This window comes from Gelidibacter sp., assembly GCF_053579655.1.
The window spans coordinates 59,907-79,731 of record NZ_JBMDWE010000007.1; the positions used below are offsets into that span (position 1 = coordinate 59,907).

A 19,825-nucleotide genomic window follows, 5' to 3' on the forward strand; every position below is an offset into this window, starting at 1 on the left:
CCAAGTGACACCGAATACCGGATCAAGTCAAAAAGTTGTGGGATTTTAAGATTACGCATAAATTGTTGTTAGTCTATATAAAAAAGGGGGTGCGGTCGCTTTGTGCAGGTAGTTTAAATCCAGTACACTTTTGAGCTGCGGTAGAAGTTGTGCTCGGGAACGCATTCACTCAGTAAAAATCGGGTGAACAACTTTTTTTGATAAGTCCTTTTGCCTTGCATATAAACAAATTATGATTTTATTCGCCCGATAATGTATTATTCAATTAACTTTATCAACAGAGTTGTGCAACAGGCACACCGTGTAGAAACAATTGCGCTTTAATGCTTATACAAAGGTAGTTTCACGTTTGCTGCGTCTGATATTCCTGCGGAAAGTCTTCACATACAAACCCACAACTATTCTTATACATAAAGGTTGTGGTTAATGCTAAAAAAAATCACATTTGAAAATATTGACCAAATTAAAGGCTAAAGTAAAAATCTTAAAAAGCCAAGTTCATATTTTGAGGATTGCATATTCGGATAAACGAACACCTCTTATTGCAAAACTCTTAATTGGTTTGACAGTTGGATATTTATTAAGTCCAATTGATTTAATCCCTGATTTTATACCCATTTTAGGACTACTTGATGATTTAATTATAGTTCCAATACTAATAAGTATTTCCATTAAATTGCTACCTGAAATAGTACTATCGGATGCCAAAAAAGAATTAAAGACTAATCCTGATAAAATTAAAAAGAACAATTGGTTTTTTGCTATATTAATAATTATATTTTGGATTTGCATTATTTACGTTGCTTTTAAAATTTATGAAAAACAAAGCGGAAAGCACTAACCACAGCAATGGGGAAGCCTACAATCAATCCTGAAATATTTGTTTCATACAGGATCCATGCTTTATCCGTACACCGTCCATTCTTTATCCATTGGGATAGGTTAGTAGAAAGACATTTTTTTATGGTTGTTTTTTTTCTCTCCTTTAGATTTCAATTGAGTCGATTCGACTATTGAAAATCCTTTATTACTTTCTCATCTTTCGAAAATTGCCATCAAGCCTTAATTGTTGAAAATAATTTCCAAATCAGCCAAGCCAATTAGTCTTTTACATGCCCACCCTCCCACTTTTGCAATTGCCGTTGAAATTATTCAAGTCCTTGATTGCTCCATTTGAACCATCTTCGCATTTGGACCTGGCAAATATAAATTCGGCGATTTTCTTAAGGTTGGTTTACCACTGACATTAAATTTATTTATTCTAATGTTGATTTTGGTGGCTGTTTTTTGACCTTTAAAATGAGAGCTCATTTAATAAACTCGAAACCATTTAAATCGCTTATCTTTGTTATATAACTGATACACATACCTCTCAGAAGTATCAAGGGATAGATATTTCATTAATTTCATCTTAATAACAAGGACAATTTCTTAAAAAATGCCGTTGAAATTAAAATTGAAAAAAGCTAAATAACCCTATGACACTATTATTAATTTATCTTTTAGTTGTTCTACTAATCTCATTTTTATGTTCCATTGTGGAAGCCGTCTTATTATCTATCCCCATTTCATTTTTGAAATCAAAATCTGAATTTGGAGACCAAAATGCAAGTGCCATGTTAAAACTAAAAGAAGACATTGATAAACCCATATCGGCAATATTGTCTTTGAACACTGTGACACATACCGTTGGAGCGGCTGGAGTCGGTGCCCAAACTACAGTTTTATTTGGAGACGCGTATTTCGGGATTGTTTCTGCCACATTTACGCTTTTAATTTTAGTTTTGACTGAAATTATACCAAAAACAATAGGTACAAACTATAACAAGGAATTAGTCGGCATCTCATCCAAAATTATTAAAGGGATGATTATTATTATTTATCCATTAGTCTGTCTTTCTTCTATACTAACAAAAATGTTATCAAGAGAAAAACCTAATTTAACAACTAGCAGGGAGGAAATTTCAGCATTAGCAAGTATCGGTACCCAAGAGGGTATATTTGTGGATAAAGAAAATATAATCATTCAGAACTTAATAAAATTAAAAGGTTTGAAAATAAAAACTGTTATGACTCCTCGAATTGTTGTCGTAACGGCAAATGAGGAAATGACTTTACAAGAATTTCTAAAAAATAAAGAATTTTTACATTTTTCAAGAATTCCAATATTTCAAGAAAATAAGGACAACATAACCGGGTATATTTTCCGTGAATCAGTATTTGAAAAATTAGCTGAAGATCAGTTTGGTTTAAAACTTAAAGACATTAAACGTGATATTACCACTTTTCCAAAAAATATAACTCTCTTTGAGGCTTGGGAACAACTACTGCTCCAAAAAGAACACATCTCGTTAGTTGTTGATGAATATGGTGGTATGGATGGCATTACAACAATTGAAGATATCATAGAAACATTACTTGGTTTTGAGATTGTAGATGAAAAAGACAAGATTGAGGACATGCAACAGTACGCATTGAAAAGGTGGCAAGAAAAACAAAAAAAATATGAGCACTTGAAAAATGAAGAATAACATAAGTAAACGTTATCCAGGCTCATATGTGGTTTCTCAACTAATGAAACTTTTTCAGAAATGACAAAAAAGAATTTTCAAGGAAGCTCTTTTCCAGAAATGGAGCTTTTCTGGTAATGAAGAGGAATGTGTTTCCGTGTTATAAAAATGAAAAGTTATCGTTCTACCGGAGTTGATCGGACGTGACTTCAAAGTTGCATATTGCAATGTCTGTATTGAGATAAACTAAAATAGGGTTTTCGCGCTTCCCGACTTTTTTCGTTAATGAGCGGGCAAGTGGAATGAAAATCGTAGACTTTAGAGTTGGGTCGGGGACTTTTCTAATGATGCGATTTGAACGTATTCGAGTTTTTCGTGGAATGGAGCGCCAATGGGCTAGTGATATCTGTACTTATTTTCGATCTCAGATTAAATGAAATTTTGTACTCCCCCTCTCTTTGAGATGGTCCCTCTAAATTTAATGAATTAAAAACAGTCATCTCATTAACTAAAAATGAGATGACTACTTTGATTATTTTTTAGAATCAGCAATCGAGACTTTACGGAATTCCTTTAATAATTTTTCCAAAGCTAACGACGATTTTCTTGCCCTTGTTCCTGCAGCTTTGTTTCCACTTTCTAATTGCATTTTAGCATCATTTTCAAATGACTCAAAAGTGTTTTGCATGTTTTCAATAAGTTCTTTCATAAGATTTAAATTTTATTTAAAAAGCCGAAAATATAGTTATTCGTTGTAAATACAACTGTCTTTAACATAAAAATACGACCACAAGTCGCAACTATAATGGTTTTCTTTATATGTCTCTAACTTTTCTCTTAAACTAATCTCCACTGATTGCCGAAGTTATACTTAGGCTTTGGACTACTTAAACGATTTCCTGGTAGGATTAAATCAGAGGTAACCTTGAGAATAATGTTGGATTGCGTCCTGAACTTTACGTGAATGAGCGGACAATAGGAATGAAAATCGTAAACTTTGGAATTGTGTCCAAGACTTTTTAATGAAGCGCTTTGAACGTATGTGAGCTTTTCGCGGAATGGAGCGGCATTGGGCTGAGTGGGTTGTAAATTCTAATTTTGAGTATGAATCTTCAGTGTTCACACATTAATTCGAAAGACGAAGTTTCTTAGGTTGTCCCACAAAAACGCCTCGCTTTTCAATTGAAAGCAACCTTTATTATCATAAAATATTCAGCAGTAAAATTTTCATGGTAAATGAAACGTTTTGGATAACGATAATATAATACCATCAATAATTTAAACGAGGGATGACCTCTGCTATAAAAGTCTTGATAATAATGGCAACAAGTAAGAATTATTCGTTATGCAGAATTTTAATAAATTGTAAAGTACAAAAGCCGACAAACTCATGTTTATCGGCCTTTTACAAGTTTCATCTAAATAAAAAACTATTCTATTTCATCCGAAATCTCTCCACATCTCAGCATACTCGCACCAAAATATGGATTCAGGATTTCTTCTTCGGTACTTAACCAAAATGCGCCGACATCATTATTTACCATCGGGCAATAATCGACGTACACTTTTTGGTTTATGCCAAAGGTTTTAACCGCATTGATCAAATGTGCCGAAAGCTGAATGAAATGGTCTCTTTGCATTTTGATATCAGAAGTTTTAGAGATTTCAGTAGCGGACTTTTTCAGTTCCTTTTCAAGGTTCATCCAATGGCTATGTGCTGGCTCTTCTTTTAAAAGCTTCATGTCTACATTCTGCAAACTTTTGAGTAAGTCACCAGCAGCTTTTTTAGGCATTTCCGAATTGTCGTTTACCAAGGCTTTTTCGATGATCATATAATTGTCAAAAACCGCTTTCAACTGCGTTTGGAACTTTGAGGACACTGTTAGTCTTTCAGTTTTGGCAAGATAGTTTTTAGGATCAAGCTCCGCATGCCCTTCTGAATTCATCATACTTCTTTTGCCCTGAAGCTGTGCTGCGGCATCTACTGTAAAGGTACCATTACTTACCACTTCCTCCCCGTTTTTAAGTCCGTCAACAATCGTGTAAACGTCACCATTTTTTGCTCCCAAGGTTACTTCGCGCATTTCAAAAATTGGCTCATTAGGATTTGATTTGACATATACCAACGATCTCGTTCCCGTCCAAAGGACTGCAGAAGCAGGAACTCTTATTTGCGATTCATTGGCTGTGCTTTTTGACAATTCCACCTTTGAGGTAACAAACATTCCCGGTTTCAAAATACCTTCCTTATTGTTTAAAGTTGCTCTTACTGAAACGGTTCTGGATTGCGTGTTTAAACTTGGGTCGATGAAAGCTACTGTCGCTTCAAATTCTTTATTTGGATAAGCATTAGTAGTTACTATGATTTTCTGCCCTTTCTTAAGCTGCGAAAGTTGTGTTTCATAAGCATCAAACATGGCCCAAACCGTTCCCAAATTACTGACTTTAATAATCGGTTGTCCTTGTTTCACATAATCCCCTTCTTCTGCTATTTTTTCTGAAACGGTTCCAGAAACTGTCGCATAAATCGGGAAGTTTTCGCGTACTTTTCCTGAAGTCTCAATTTGATTGATTTGCTCTTCTGAAACCTTCCACAGTTTTAATTTATTACGCACGGCATTATACAAAGCGGGTTGTGAGGCTTTCATAGAAGCTGCTGTCAAAAGCTCCTGTTGTGCGGCAACCAATTCTGGCGCATAAATGGTTGCCAGTAATTGCCCTTTGCGAACTTCTTCGCCAGTATAATTGACATTCAACTTTTCTATACGGCCTTCAAAATAACTGGCTTGCACGGCATTGGCTTCTTCGTTAGCCATAATTTTCCCTGAGAGCAACAAGGTATTCCCATCAGTACTTGTTGCGTTTCCTATAATAACCGTTTGGATATTAGCTAAAGCCATGGCATTCTTTGTCATTTTTATTTCGTTCATGGCAAGGCCTTCGCCACCTGCATCAGCTGGTATTAAGTCCATGCCACAAATAGGGCAATCGCCAGGTTCGGGTTGCATGATTTGTGGATGCATGGAGCAAGTCCACATTTGATTAGTAGCAATTTCTCCCGAATGATTGTGGTTGTCACTACCTGCAGGCTTCCCCGAAGCGCCACCACCGAACAGCAAAAATCCTCCAAGCACACCAACAACTAAGGCAATTGCTATGTATATAATATTCTTTTTCATTTTTATTTATTTTTTATTGTTTTCTGATTGTTAGATAAATGCTTCTATTAATTTTGGTCTTAATTAATGGCAAAAGGAAATTCGATTTTTACTTTTTCCCAACTCATACTTATTATACCTGAATTATCACTGGTTTCAGTTAACTTATACTCCAAATGTTCTTGAATGTCTTCAGAGATTTCTGGCGTTACTTTGAAGCGAATCACATCTTCCTTTTCATCGTACTCATCCTTACCATGTTGGTCCCAGTTTTTGTTGATCATTATGGTCCAATCGCTTTTAGATGGAATTGTAAAGAAGCCATACTTTCCAGCTGGTAATTTTTCACCGGCAATAGTTAAATCTTTATCCGTTTCAATCCATGTCGCATAATGCGCACCAGCTTGCCATACATTATCGTAACCTACTAAACCTCCAAAAATAATCCGTCCTCTGACCCCAGGAGATGAATAATCGATATGAACGTGTGCATCGCCAATCATGGCCATAGCTGATGTATGTGGACTTAAAACTTTCTTTTTGTTTCCGTCATCATTATTTGCAGAAGAATTATGATGTTGATGATCATTTTGATTGCTCTGTTTTGGTTCGTTTTTACAACTCAAAACCGAAAGGGCCACCACTAGTAATGCGATTAAATGCTTCATTTTTTATAGTTATATTTTAATTGTTCTTAATCTTAAGGCATTCGCAATAACAGAAACTGAGCTAAAACTCATAGCTAATGCGGCAATCATTGGGGATAGTAGTAATCCGAAAAAAGGAAATAAAACGCCTGCCGCAATCGGCACCCCTAAAGTGTTATAAATAAGTGCGAAAAATAGATTTTGCTTAATATTGGTCATTACTGCATGGCTCAAATGTTTCGCTTTAACAATGCCATCTAAATCGCCTTTGACCAAAGTAATCATAGCGCTTTCAATGGCGACATCTGTACCCGTACCCATGGCAATACCAACATCACTTTTTGCCAATGCTGGTGCATCATTGATACCGTCTCCAGCCATGGCCACTACCTTACCTTCCTTTTGTAAGCGCTCTACTTCCTTAAGTTTATCTTCGGGAAGCATACTGGCTTTAAAATCGGCTAGATTCAGTTCGGATGCTACGGCTTGAGCTGTATCATGATTATCGCCGGTAAGCATAATCACATCAATACCTTTATCTTGAAGTTCTTTAATTGCTTTTGCACTCGTGGCTTTAATTTTATCACCGATAACAACATAACCAACCACGCGCTTATCTATAGCTAAATACGATACTGTTTTGCCTTGTTTTTGATAGGATTTAGCTTCTTTCTGCATTTCTAAAGCTATTTCCGCTTGCGCATACGCCATCATTTTAGGATTGCCCAAAGCCACTTTTTTAGTGTTGATGGTGGCTTCAACCCCTTTCCCGGTAACGGCACTAAAGACCTCTGATTTTATAAGCTCTGTTTTTTGTTCTTTTCCATATTTAACAGTAGCTTCAGCTAGTGGATGTTCACTATTGCTATTTAAGGATACGATGTACTGTAACACTTCGCTTTCGGTAAAACCATTATTGAAGGCCCCTATCTTTTCAACCGTTGGTTTTCCTTCGGTAATGGTTCCTGTTTTATCAACGATTAAGGTGTCAACCTTATCCAGCTTTTCAAGTGCTTCAGCATTTTTAATCAAAACGCCGTTTTGAGCCCCTTTACCAACGCCAACCATTACAGACATTGGCGTTGCTAATCCCAATGCACATGGACATGCAATAATCAACACAGCAATAGCATTGACAAATGCATAAACATAAGCGGGTTCTGGCCCCCAAATGGCCCAAACCGCAAAAGTGATTACTGAGATTAAAACAACAACAGGAACGAAATACCCAGATACTTTATCGGCCAAATTTTGTATCGGCGCACGACTTCTGCTGGCATCATTCACCATGTGAATAATTTGAGACAATAGCGTGTCGCTCCCCACTTTTTCAGCTTTCATTAAAAAGACTTGATTTCCGTTAATGGTTCCGCTGCTCACTTTATCTCCCTCAGATTTATCGACAGGAACAGGTTCGCCGGTGATCATCGATTCGTCAATGGTGGTTTCACCATCGGTAATTACGCCATCTACAGGAATTTTATCGCCAGGTTTTACTTTTAGGATATCGTTCAATTCAATCTTATCGATACTGACCTCAACATCTTCACCATCGACCACTTTGGTGGCTTTGTTTGGGGCTAATTTTAGAAGTTCTTTTACTGCAGAATTGGTTTTACTATGTGCACGGGCTTCTAAAAGCTGTCCTAAAAGTACCAATGTTAGAATAACGGTTGCCGCTTCAAAATAGACGTGTACTGCACCAGAATGCGATCTGAACTGATCAGGAAAAACGTCTGGTATTAACAGACCAGCCACACTAAACAACCAGGCGACTCCCGCACCGATTCCAATAAGCGTAAACATATTGAGATTCCATGTTTTGATACTTCGGTAGGCACGTTCAAAAAACATCCAAGTGGCATAAAACACTACAGGAATCGAAAGTGCAAATTGCACCCAGTTCCAACTTTGCTGCTCCATAATCTCGTACAATGGATTATTCGCTACCATTTCGCTCATCGCAATGATGAAGATTGGCAAAGTAAAAGCAATGGCAAGCCAAAACTTCTTCAATAATTTTTTATAAGTTTTCTCCTCTGACGAAAGATCGGGTTGCTTCGGAACTAAATCCATTCCACATATGGGGCAAGAACCTGCTTCATCTTGTACAACCTCAGGGTGCATCGGACAGGTCCATTGCTCAGTGGTTATAGCTGATAAGTTTTGCTCTTCGACCAAATCCATACCGCACACAGGACAATCTCCTGCTTTGTCGTAGATTTTATCACCTTCGCAATGCATTGGACAATAAAAGACGCCAGTACCGACACCTTTTGGTTGTTTTTCCTTCTTAATTTCGGAAGGAGCAGGCGCTTCTCCCAAATTATAGATGCTATACGTCCCACCATCGTCTTTTAAAGCCTTTTGAAACTTTTCGAGCGGAATATGGTTTTCCACTTCGATGGTCGCCTCTTTTTTCTCTAAATTGACGGTAGCATTTTTCACGCCTTCTATATTGGAAAGAGTTTTTTCCACATGGCTTCTGCAACCATTGCAAGTCATTCCCTCTATGCTATATGTATGTGTCATAATTCCTGCGGAGGCAGGAATCTCCTCATCCGTATCTTTCAATTTAAAATCCTCTCCCAAATTATGAATACTATATTTCCCCCCTTCATCCTTTAAAACCTTTTGAAACTTTTCGAGTGGAATAAGCTTCTCCATTTCGATGGTCGCCTCTTTTTTCTCTAAATTAACCGAAGCACTTATTACCCCTTCAATATTGGAAAGTGTTTTTTCCACATGGCTTCTGCAACCATTGCAGGTCATTCCCGATATGCTATAGCTGTGTCTCATAGTATCGGAAAGATGCGGTTGATCGCCTAGATTATCGATGCTATACTTCCCACCATCATCTTTTAATACTTTTTGAAGCTTTTCGAGTGGAATATGCTTATCCATTTCGATGGTCGCCTCTTTTTTCTCTAAATTAACCGAGGCACTTATTACCCCTTCTATATTGGAAAGTGTTTTTTCCACATGGCTTCTGCAGCCATTGCAAGTCATTCCCGATATGCTATATGTATGAGTCATTTGTTTAAATTTTTGATTCTTAAAGTTCCTATAAATATGAAAAAAACTACGGAGTAAAACCCCTACATTTTCGAAAAATCATTCCTCCGTACTCTACTTATTTATAAGCTGTCCTGAACGCTTTTCATATATTCAATTATACTCTGCTTTTCAACATCTGATAAAATGGCATCCCTATGAATCAATGTGTAAGTGAAAAGAGGCATCTCATCATTTCTAATTTGGCTCATGATAGATTTTAGCTTGCTGTTTTTTCTACGATCTGAATACGTGTCCCATTCACTGAAATTTAATTCTTTTTTCCCTTCCGTTATATGATCTTCTAAAAACCAAGCCGCTGGTTGAATTTTATTATACCAAGGATATACTGTATTATTACTATGACAATCATAACAAGATGTCTGTAAAATGACTGCAACATTTTTGGAGTATTGTTCACTAACAAAAAATCGGTTTCAAATACAGCATCAGTTTGGTTTCGCTCTGTAGGCACAAACTGGATCCCCACAAAAACAACCAATAAAATTATCACGACGGGTTTTAAAAATTTCATAAGTCACCTCTCTTATTGACCTTAGGACATAAGACCTTTGAATTTCTTTCACTTAGTCTTATGTCTTAAGTCAATCAGTCTATAATTGTACTAGTTAATCTCTTTTTGTACTTCGCCACATTTCATCATCTTGCTACCGAAGTAAGGATTTCTTATTTCCTTTTCCATACTCAACCAAGCACCACCTTCCCCATACATTGGGCAAAATTGCTGGTAAAGCGTACTAGCTGTCCCGGTAATAGCCACCATATCTGTAACATCCTTAGTTAGCATCTGAAAATGCTCACGTTGGTGGGCCATGTCACTTCTGCCAATATGCTCAGCATGCTCTGTTGCTGATTCTACAATCTCTTGCAGCTCTTTTTGCTCGTCAGATGTATAGCTATCTAATTTAAAACTTTTTAACGTACTTTCAATTTTCTTTCCAGCATCGACAGCAGCCTTTTCATCGGTTGCAACTAAAGCATCTTTAAGCGCCATATAATCAGCCACTACTCGTTGGGACTCAGGATTTTGTGCATCAGACGTAGAGGTACTTGCTTGCTCTTGACTCACTTCAGAGTCCGTTGTGGTACTTGAGTCTTCCTTCTTGCCGTCTTTACAGGACATTGTTGTTAGGCCTACAAAAGCCATTGCCATAATTGTTGTTGTTACTCTTAAATTTCTCATTTTGATTGTCATTTTGATTTAAATTATTACTGGTTTATATAAAATTGTTACTTGCTATTAAAATCGTATAGATAATCCACCACCCGCTCCAAAACGGTTGTCATAGCTCGCCATTAGTGAAAAGTCTCGGGATAAAAAATATTCGACACCTGCATTCCAAACTACCTCATTAGCATAATTACTTCCAAATGGAAGAGAGTCCACCCAACCAAAATCTGCTTGATATTCATAGCTTCCAAAAATGGCTGTTCTTGGAAAGATCATTATTTCACGACTCAAACTGATTTGTGGTCGCAATTTGCTATCCATTCGAACATCCAAATTGAATAAATAGGGTGTTAGAAATCGAATTCCAGCAACAGCTGTGACAGAAAGTTCATCCAAGTTATCGTGCATTTCATTTTCCACATTAACACCACCAAACACCCTGAAATAATCATGCAGGTAGCGTTCGTATGAGACTTCTGCTTCTAAGTTTTGGTTCCAACCATATTCTGCGGAAATATTAAATTGATTTCGGAGATTAGAAGCCACCAAATTAAACGCTGCCATATGGGATGCCACATCCGCCATCGACCACACATAAAACCGATCGGCTTCATTAAGCAAGTTTTTAACTGGAAACTTTGCCATTCGTGGGTCGCGAGGCGTATCATAACTGACCACCCGCGCCATTCCGCTCATCATATGGTAGAGAATATGACAATGAAAAAACCAATCGCCATATTCATCGCCCTCGTTGCCGCTGAATTCTATGGTTATTTGTTCCATAGGTGGAACGTTGACCGTATGTTTTAATGGGGAATAATCACCATTTTCATTGATAACTCGAAAAAAGTGACCATGAAGGTGCATTGGATGATGCATCATCGTCAAATTATTGAACGTCATTCGGGTCACTTCGCCACCTTTTATTTCGATCTTATCAGCTTCGCTCAAGGGGACGCCGTTGATACTCCAAATATAGCGTTGCATATTTCCGGTAAGATTCAATAGGATTTCCTTTACGGGAAGATTTTTATCATAAGCCGTTTTTTGTGGCGATTTAAGATAATCGTAATTGTATTCGGAAAACATGTTCATTCCGTCCATATGCATATGATCCATATTCACTTTTGAATCTTTCTTCATATCCATTTCAGAGTGATCCATTTTCATCGTGTCCTTCTTCATGTCCATTTTAGAGTGATCCATCTTAGAGTGATCCATTTTATCATTCATTACAGAATCCTTAGGCATTTTCATTTCTCCATCATTCATGTGCATGCCTTTCATGTCATCCATCTTCATGTCGTCCATCTGCATTCCATATTCTTCCTTCATCTTGAAACGCTCATCTTTTTTGGGTTGAAATTTTAAGGCATGTGCACCCATTTTCATATCCATTTTGGCCATTTGTTGCATCATTTTTATTTTGTCAGGTTTCGGAATAACTTCAGCAGGAAGTGTTTCGCCTTTGCCGAAATAAGCTGTGGTCGTTCCAGAACCGTCTTGTACCATGGCTCGTAACTCAACTTTTCCATTTTGAGGAATAGTGATGATAAAGTCATAGGTTTCAGCCGTAGCGATAAAGGTTTTAGTGTGTTCAACCGGAATCACATCCTTTCCATCGGCAGACACCAACAAAGGCGGTTTACCACCAAAGGTCATCCAAAATTGTGAGGAAGCAGAACCGTTTATAATACGTAAACGCACTTTTTCCCCAGGTTTAAAATTGGGATATTCCATAGATTGCTCTCCATTAATCAAGAATGCAGGATAATACACATCTGCGATATCAGCACCGCCCATTCGTTGTCGCCAAAAATCGATTTGTGCTCCCAAAGCACCACGTGCAATGACCTTATTTAAGGGAGTTGCCGTACCCTTTTTCATTTGGTACCATTCGTTGCCACGCTTTAAGTTACGCATAACACTGTGCGGATTTTCGTTCGTCCAATCGGATAACATCAAAACCAAATCGTGATCATACTCCAGTGTTTTCTCTTTAGGACGTATTAATAGGGATCCAAAAACACCACTTTGCTCTTGGAGCATGGTATGGGAGTGATACCAATACGTACCTGATTGCCTAATAGGAAATTCATACTTGAACGTTGTTCCTGGTTTTATTGGTGGCGTGGTTAAATAAGGGACACCATCAAAAAAATTAGGTAACAGAATGCCGTGCCAGTGTATAGAAGTCTCCACATCCATCTCATTTTTCACATAAATAACCGCATATTCGCCTTCTGTAAATTCCAAAGTGGGCCCTGGAATCGTGCCGTTAATGGTCATTCCTTTGACTTCTTTTCCTGCTTTGTTAACCATTTCTTCCTTAATCGTCAATGTGTATTCGTGAACGGGTAGATTTTTATTGTTTCCTTCGTTGGACTGCTCATAATTATTCTGACCCAAAATGGTTTGGCATCCCAATAAAACAAGTATCAACATGTGTTTTACAGTTCTCATTTTCAGTTTTTTATTAAATCTACTTCAAGTATTCCTAATATATTAACCCATCTAAATAAACTTTTAATTCGCCAAATAGTTAATAAGTGCCGATTGCATATAATAAAGTTGCGTGGTTTCAATTTGTCCCATTTGAAATTTTAACTGTAGCTCCTGAATATCCAATACATCTCTAAAATCAATGGTTCCGGTCTCATAATTCTTGATCAAGATGTCTTCCGCATCTTCCGCTTGTTTCAGATTCTTTACTTGGGTGTTAAATTTAATTCGTGCCTGATTGCGTTGGGAAATTGCTTTTGATAATTCAGAAGTCAGCATGTTTAAGCGTTCGTCCTTTTCAGATAGTATTTCCTGCTTACGCAAGTCGTTTTGTCTGGTTTGAGAACGGAATTTTTTGTTGAAAATGGGAATCGAAAGCGACACCATTGGCATTACCATATCTTTATAGGAACTGGTAATCATGGGGCTATTATCTTGCTTAATATACTCCACTCCAAAACCTACCATCGGGCTACTTTCTTTCTGATTCAATACCTCAGACTGTTCAATAGATTCATACAGTTTGTCGTATTTGAGCAATTCTGGGTTTAATGACAAGGCATCGTAGCTTTGAAAATTATCGTCTGCTGGGATTTCCAGAATAGAAGCTACAGACACATCTTTATCATAACCCCGGTTCAGCAAACTGTTCATGGCTGCCTGAATGCCTTTGTTTTGCTGAATTAGAATCTCTTTTTCCTGAATAAGTTCATATTGCCGCATCTGCAGTCGTAAGACATCCACGGCCGACGCCTTTCCAACTTCTACAGAATTAAGCGCCAAACGTTCATAGGACTGTAATAGCGCTATGTTTTTATCAAGAAAGATTTGTTTCGCTCTAATTTCATAAAGCTGATAATAAAACTCGGAGATGGAAAGTGCCAATTTTCGTTTGGCGATAGTCACTTCAACATATTGGGCATCGGCCATGGAGGACGCATAGTTTTCCCGCGCCGTTATCGTTCCAAACCAAGGCAACATTTGCATAACGGATGCCCTAAAAAGTTCCATCGGCATATCCATTTCCGGCATTATAGCCATTACTCCAAGGTTAAATTCGGTATTGGGCAAACTGTTGGCTTCATTTACTTTTTCAGAAGCAATCTGATACTGAAAATCAAACTTTTGAATTTCAGGGTTATTAGTTAATGCTTCGTCAATGAGGCTCTGCAAATCTTGGCTTTGAACTGTAAGAACAAAGCTCAAGGTACTAAGCATTAGGAGGGCTTTAATATGTGATTTAATGTATTTCATTTTTTTGCTCTTTTAAGTTTAACTTCAGCTCTCCAGCTAAATAATACTGGCACTACAAATAAGGTGATCAATGCGATAAGCATCCCACCAAAACTTGGAATGGCCATAGGAATCATAATATCACTCCCACGTCCTGTAGAGGTTAAAACTGGTAATAATGCCAACATGGTCGTGGCGGTGGTCATCAAACATGGACGGATCCGTTTCATTCCTGCCTCGACAATTGACGAACGTATTTCGGCCACATTATCTGGCTCGTTTTTATCAAAAGTTTGGGTAAGATACGTGGCCATTACCACACCATCATCCGTAGCAATCCCGAAGAGCGCAATAAATCCAACCCAGACGGCAACACTTAAATTGATGGTGTGCATTTGGAACATCTCTCGTAAGTTTTCTCCAAAAAAGTTAAAGTTCAAAAACCAATCCTGACCATAAAACCAAATCATCAAAAAGCCACCGGCAAACGCTACTGCGATACCAGAAAACACCATTAACGAGGTTGCAACCGAACGGAATTGGAAATAAAGGATCAAGAAAATGACCACCAAGGCCATTGGCACGATCACAGAAAGTGTTTTTTCTGCCCGTAACTGGTTTTCATAAGTTCCCGTAAACTGATAACTGATGCCTTTGGGAACCGTCAGCTCACCATTGTCTATTTTATCCTTGATCAAGGCCTGGGCATTTTCAACGACATTGACTTCGGCATAACCGTCAAGTTTGTCAAATAAAACGTGTCCTATCAAAAAGGTATCCTCACTATTAATCATCAATGGCCCTTGCTCGTAACGGATATCTACAAGTTCCCCCAAGGGCACCGGCTTGCCCTTTTCTACGGGCACATAAATATTTTTTAGATCTTCGGGATCCGCACGTAACTCTCGTGGATATCGGACACGGACACCATAACGCTCTCTTCCTTCTACCGTTTGCGTCAATGGCATGCCACCAACTGCAACCTGTAGAATTTCCTGAACTTCGCCAATGGTCACACCATATCTCGCCAGACGATCGCGTTTAATATCTATGAGTAGATAAGGCTTTCCGACAATACGATCGGCAAAAACGGCCGATACTTTCACACCTTCGGCGTGCTTTAAAATTTCTTCCAGTTCAATCCCAAAAGCTTCAATTTCGCGCAAATCTTGACCTTTGACCTTAATTCCCATCGGGGCTCGCATTCCAGTTTGCAACATGACCAAACGGGTTTCGATAGGTTGCAATTTAGGCGCGGAAGTCACTCCTGGAAGTTTAGTCACCCGCACTATTTCATTCCAAATATCATCTGGCGATTTTATTTCCGGTCGCCAGTTTCTATAAAATTCGCCATCATTATCAGGAATAAGATCTTGGTCGGATACAAAAAAGGTATCTGTAGTTTCTGAATTTTGATTTTCCTTAGCTGCTTTCGTATTTGGATTAACAACCAGGCTACCATCTTTCAAAACAAATAACCCATCTTTATTCACTTTAAATCGTTGGCGCTTGCCATCTTCATTAAGTGCGTATTCCGACTTATAATTAATGATATTTTCATACATCAATAAAGGCGCTGGATCGAGCGCAGATTCGGTACGTCCTGCCTTCCCGACCACTGTTTTAATCTCTGGAATACTGGCTACTGCCATATCCAATTGTTGCAATATGCGTTTATTCTCTTCCACGCCCGAATGCGGCATCGAGGTCGGCATCAATAAAAAGGATCCTTCATTTAAGGATGGCATAAATTCCTTACCCGTATTCTGCCAAATCAAGACCCCACATACAACGATAAGCGTTGGTAGCGATAAAAATAATAGCTTATTCCGTAAGGCCCAGCGCAGAATTCGCGTATAGTAATGTTGAAACAACCAGAAGCTTCCTAATAGTCCAAAACAGATCAGGCCCACGAATAACAGGTTCCAAAAGATGCTCTTATCTACGCCAAGCGGACGCCAGAATTCCGCCAACAGGAAGACCACGGCAAACGCCGCAATGAATATGTTCATGGTATTGGCACGCTTGTCGGATAGGGTGATTTTGTCTGAAATCTTAGAAGCAATCTTCTCGTCCTTCAATAAACCGGTGATGCCAAATCCAATTAAAATAAGGCCCAACCAATATCCAAAAATGATGGCTGTAATGCCCAGAATTATCAGCAGCCCTTGAATCAGATTACCAGTAACTTTTTTAATGCTTCTTTTGCGGAATAAATAAGCCGCAAATGGCGGAATAAGAAATAAAGCCACCATAAACGAGGCTGTAATGGCCATTGTTTTGGTAAATGCTAGAGGGCGGAATAGTTTTCCTTCCGCACCGATCATAGTAAACACCGGAATAAAGCTGATAATCGTAGTCAGTACGGCAGTAAGAATGGCTCCTGAAACTTCGGCACTTGCATTATAGACAATCGTATTAATAGGCTCTTTTATGCCGGTTTCAGCATGACGTTCCTTCTCCTCATCCAAATGCCTTATGATGTTTTCTGTAAGAATAATTCCAATGTCGACCATCGTTCCAATGGCAATGGCAATCCCAGATAATGCCACAATATTGGCATCGACATTAAAGAATTTCATCGCAATAAACACCATGAGTACCGCAACAGGCAAAAGTCCGGAAATAAGTATGGATGCTCTCAGGTTAAAGACCATCACAATAATCACAAATATGGTAATGAGTATTTCGAGGCTTAATGCTTCGTCAAGCGTGTCCAGAGTTTCCTGAATAAGTTCGGATCGGTCATAAAAAGGGACGACAGTAAGTTGAGAAATTGTGCCATCCGAAAGTTCTTTGGAAGGCAAACCGGCTTTAAGCTCGGCTATCTTTTCTTTTACATTATTTATCACTTCCATAGGGTTGGCACCATAGCGCGCTGTGACGACTCCGCCCACAACCTCCGCACCTTCCTTGTCCAAAATCCCTCGTCGCGGAGCAGGTCCCAAACTTACTTTGGCAATGTCCTTAATCCGGATGGAAACATAGTTTTCAGAAGTCACCACGGCATCTTCAATATCAGCAACCGATTTGATATATCCCAGACCGCGCACCAAATATTCAGCCTGATTGATTTCCATGGTTTGGGCGCCGATATCCTTATTGCTTTCCTTAACCGCTTTCACGATTTCGGCCAGACCAATATTATATTGACGCATCAATTCTGGCTTGACATCAATTTGATATTCCTGAACATAGCCACCAATAGAAGCGACTTCAGAAACACCACTTGCTGAAGAAAGCGCATATTTCACATAGTAATCCTGAATGCTTCGGAGCTCGTGCAAATCCCATCCTCCTGTGACATTCCCATCTTTATCGCGCCCTTCTAAGGTGTACCAATAAATTTGCCCCAATCCAGTGGCATCTGGCCCCAAAGAAGGATTGACGCCATCGGGAAGTAATCCAGAAGGCAAAGAGTTTAGTTTTTCCAGGATGCGACTACGGCTCCAATAAAATTCCACATCCTCTTCAAAAATGATATAAATACTCGAAAAACCGAACATCGAAGAACTACGGATCGTCTTTACTCCAGGAATACCCAATAAGGTTGTGGTAAGGGGATAACTTATTTGATCCTCGATGTCTTGTGGGGAACGGCCTTCCCATTCGGTATAAACAATTTGTTGGTTTTCGCCGATATCAGGAATGGCATCAACAGCCACGGGATTGGTTGGGAGAAAGCCAGTATCCCAGTTAAAGGGCGCATTGACGACACCCATACCTAAAAAAAGTGCGAGCAACAAAACCGCCACCAGCTTGTTCTCTATGAGAAATTTTATGCCTTTATTTAGCATTGTAATTGATTTTAAACAGTTGAACTTCGTGTAACATGCTGATTAAATCAGAATATTGAACACAACAAAACGTGCCCAAAACGGAAATACCGCAGGGCAAACTTTTTACTGTCTGAAAATCAAATTAAATAAGTCTCGTGTAGCTTTTGTATGTCCCGTATGAGAAAGGGAGGCTTATAATCTCTAAAAGGAATGATATTTTCATTGAACCCTTCAAAAAGATTAATAAAAGAGTAAACAAATGAGGCAATAAACAGTTGTTGCTCAAATGAAATCTTGTTAAAAGAAAGCTGCAATTCATCATGGCCATCCACAACCACTTGTTCATTTTTACAACAATCCTTTTTAGTCACAGAACAGCTTTCTGATGCAGGCTTTTCCATATCCATGCCACAGGTTTCTACTTTATGAAAAATGGCAGAATCCATTAAACTATCCCCACAATAATGCATATCAATAGTAAATGACATTGTAGAGAATAACACTACAAATGCCATTGACAAGGACATTATTTTATGGGATATTTGTTTCATAGGAAATACAAAGTTAATATTTTTTTAAGTCATCGCCATCTATTAACAATAAATTATGAGCTAAGTTATTTTTTTTTATAAAAGTGATTCCATAAAAAATCAGAAGGGATCATCATAATATTCACTATAATTTATTAATGCTTGAACCATCCCCCTCCTCAAACCTGTGAACTCGAGATATTTATGCCAGGAAACAACAAGTATAGGACATGTGGTCAATTATATTGAACCGAAGGAATAGTGCCAGAAAGCACAACCAAATACTTCAAGTCACAATAATAGAACAAGGAAACAATCTATAACTAATATTAATTAAATTTGACCGTCGTCAGCATTTGAACCACCGCTATGAATAATGTAAAACTTTTGATTCTTCTAATTTTAGGAACTTCAACCGCTTTTTGTCAAAACACAAAAATGGACTCTTTACAACCCAACAAACAGCTCAAATTTAAATATGAGTCTTTAATTGTTCCCACCGTCCTGATTGGGTATGGCATTGTAGGTCTCGAAAGTCATACCCTGCAATTAATAAACACACAAACCAGGGACGAAATAACGGAAAGCATTGACAATAAAATAACAATTGACGACTTTTCTCAGTACGCTCCATTTCTTTCCGTATACGGTTTAAATGCCCTAGGTATTAAAGGGAAAAATAATTTTAAGGACAGAACCCTCATTTTAGGGACAGCCTATCTCATTATGGGTGGTACGGTAAATATCTTAAAAAAAACTGGCAATGTTGAACGACCCGACGGCTCTTCCACCAACTCCTTCCCTTCTGGACACACCGCAACCGCTTTTATGGGTGCTGAATTTTTATACCAAGAATACAAAGATGTTTCCATTTGGTATGGCATTTCAGGGTATGTAGTAGCCACGGGAACTGGACTTTTTAGAATGTATAATAATAGGCATTGGTTCACTGATGTGGCCGCAGGAGCTGGAATGGGAATTTTAAGTACAAAAATTGCTTATTGGATTCATCCCCTTATTAAGAATGCACTATTTAAAGACCACGAAAATACCAACGGCATTGTGATGCCTTTTTATAATGGAAGAGAATATGGCTTGGGATTATCAATGACATTTTGAAAATAAAAAATCACTTAAAAAAAAGAAAAGTCCAAAACAGAAAAATTAAAAAGTAATGATCACACCTGCTGTACTGTATTGAGGTGTGGAACTAAAAAGAG

General features: G+C 38.3%; 12 protein-coding genes and 1 pseudogene. 3 read left to right on the forward strand and 10 right to left on the reverse strand.

What is annotated here, in order from left to right; genetic code table 11:
* Positions 1 to 445 precede the first annotated feature (445 nt).
* Complete coding sequence (locus ACOH2D_RS05535; protein WP_449534630.1) at positions 446 to 841, forward strand: YkvA family protein; 396 nt, start codon at positions 446 to 448, stop codon at positions 839 to 841.
* 637 nt (positions 842 to 1,478) lie between these two features.
* On the forward strand, positions 1,479 to 2,531 hold the full coding sequence (locus ACOH2D_RS05540) for a CNNM domain-containing protein (protein WP_449534631.1): 1,053 nt from the start codon (positions 1,479 to 1,481) through the stop codon (positions 2,529 to 2,531).
* Between the two features lie 511 nt (positions 2,532 to 3,042).
* Here ACOH2D_RS05540 and ACOH2D_RS05545 read toward each other — a convergent pair.
* The 10 genes and pseudogenes from ACOH2D_RS05545 to ACOH2D_RS05590 form a co-directional block, all read right to left on the reverse strand.
* Positions 3,043 to 3,219, reverse strand: coding sequence for a BF3379 family histone-like protein (locus ACOH2D_RS05545; RefSeq protein WP_348036040.1), 177 nt, complete (start codon positions 3,217 to 3,219; stop codon positions 3,043 to 3,045).
* Positions 3,220 to 3,940: 721 nt separating this feature from the next.
* Complete coding sequence (locus tag ACOH2D_RS05550; protein ID WP_449534632.1) at positions 3,941 to 5,689, reverse strand: efflux RND transporter periplasmic adaptor subunit; 1,749 nt, start codon at positions 5,687 to 5,689, stop codon at positions 3,941 to 3,943.
* Between the two features lie 59 nt (positions 5,690 to 5,748).
* Positions 5,749 to 6,336 carry a DUF2911 domain-containing protein gene (locus tag ACOH2D_RS05555; RefSeq protein WP_449534633.1) on the reverse strand — a complete coding sequence of 196 codons (588 nt, stop codon included), beginning with the start codon at positions 6,334 to 6,336 and terminating at the stop codon, positions 5,749 to 5,751.
* Between the two features lie 9 nt (positions 6,337 to 6,345).
* Complete coding sequence (locus ACOH2D_RS05560) at positions 6,346 to 9,351, reverse strand: heavy metal translocating P-type ATPase (protein ID WP_449534634.1); 3,006 nt, start codon at positions 9,349 to 9,351, stop codon at positions 6,346 to 6,348.
* Between the two features lie 101 nt (positions 9,352 to 9,452).
* A pseudogene (locus tag ACOH2D_RS05565) lies at positions 9,453 to 9,904 on the reverse strand (heme-binding domain-containing protein).
* A gap of 90 nt (positions 9,905 to 9,994) precedes the next feature.
* Positions 9,995 to 10,573 carry a DUF3347 domain-containing protein gene (locus ACOH2D_RS05570; protein ID WP_449534635.1) on the reverse strand — a complete coding sequence of 193 codons (579 nt, stop codon included), beginning with the start codon at positions 10,571 to 10,573 and terminating at the stop codon, positions 9,995 to 9,997.
* A 57-nt stretch (positions 10,574 to 10,630) separates the two neighbouring features.
* On the reverse strand, positions 10,631 to 13,024 hold the full coding sequence (locus ACOH2D_RS05575) for a multicopper oxidase domain-containing protein (RefSeq protein WP_449534636.1): 2,394 nt from the start codon (positions 13,022 to 13,024) through the stop codon (positions 10,631 to 10,633).
* 63 nt (positions 13,025 to 13,087) lie between these two features.
* Positions 13,088 to 14,317 (reverse strand): TolC family protein, encoded by a 1,230-nt coding sequence (locus tag ACOH2D_RS05580; protein WP_449534637.1) that lies wholly within the window; start codon positions 14,315 to 14,317, stop codon positions 13,088 to 13,090.
* Positions 14,314 to 18,093: an efflux RND transporter permease subunit gene (locus ACOH2D_RS05585; protein ID WP_449534638.1), complete on the reverse strand. Its 3,780-nt coding sequence runs from the start codon at positions 18,091 to 18,093 to the stop codon at positions 14,314 to 14,316. The genes ACOH2D_RS05580 and ACOH2D_RS05585 overlap by 4 nt, the downstream gene beginning before the upstream one ends.
* A gap of 119 nt (positions 18,094 to 18,212) precedes the next feature.
* Entirely contained in the window at positions 18,213 to 18,626 is a 414-nt protein-coding gene (locus ACOH2D_RS05590) for an HYC_CC_PP family protein (RefSeq protein ID WP_449534639.1), read from the reverse strand.
* A gap of 348 nt (positions 18,627 to 18,974) precedes the next feature.
* On the opposite strand from ACOH2D_RS05590, the gene ACOH2D_RS05595 reads away from it, so the two are divergent.
* Positions 18,975 to 19,724 (forward strand): phosphatase PAP2 family protein, encoded by a 750-nt coding sequence (locus ACOH2D_RS05595; protein ID WP_449534640.1) that lies wholly within the window; start codon positions 18,975 to 18,977, stop codon positions 19,722 to 19,724.
* Positions 19,725 to 19,825: the final 101 nt, after the last annotated feature.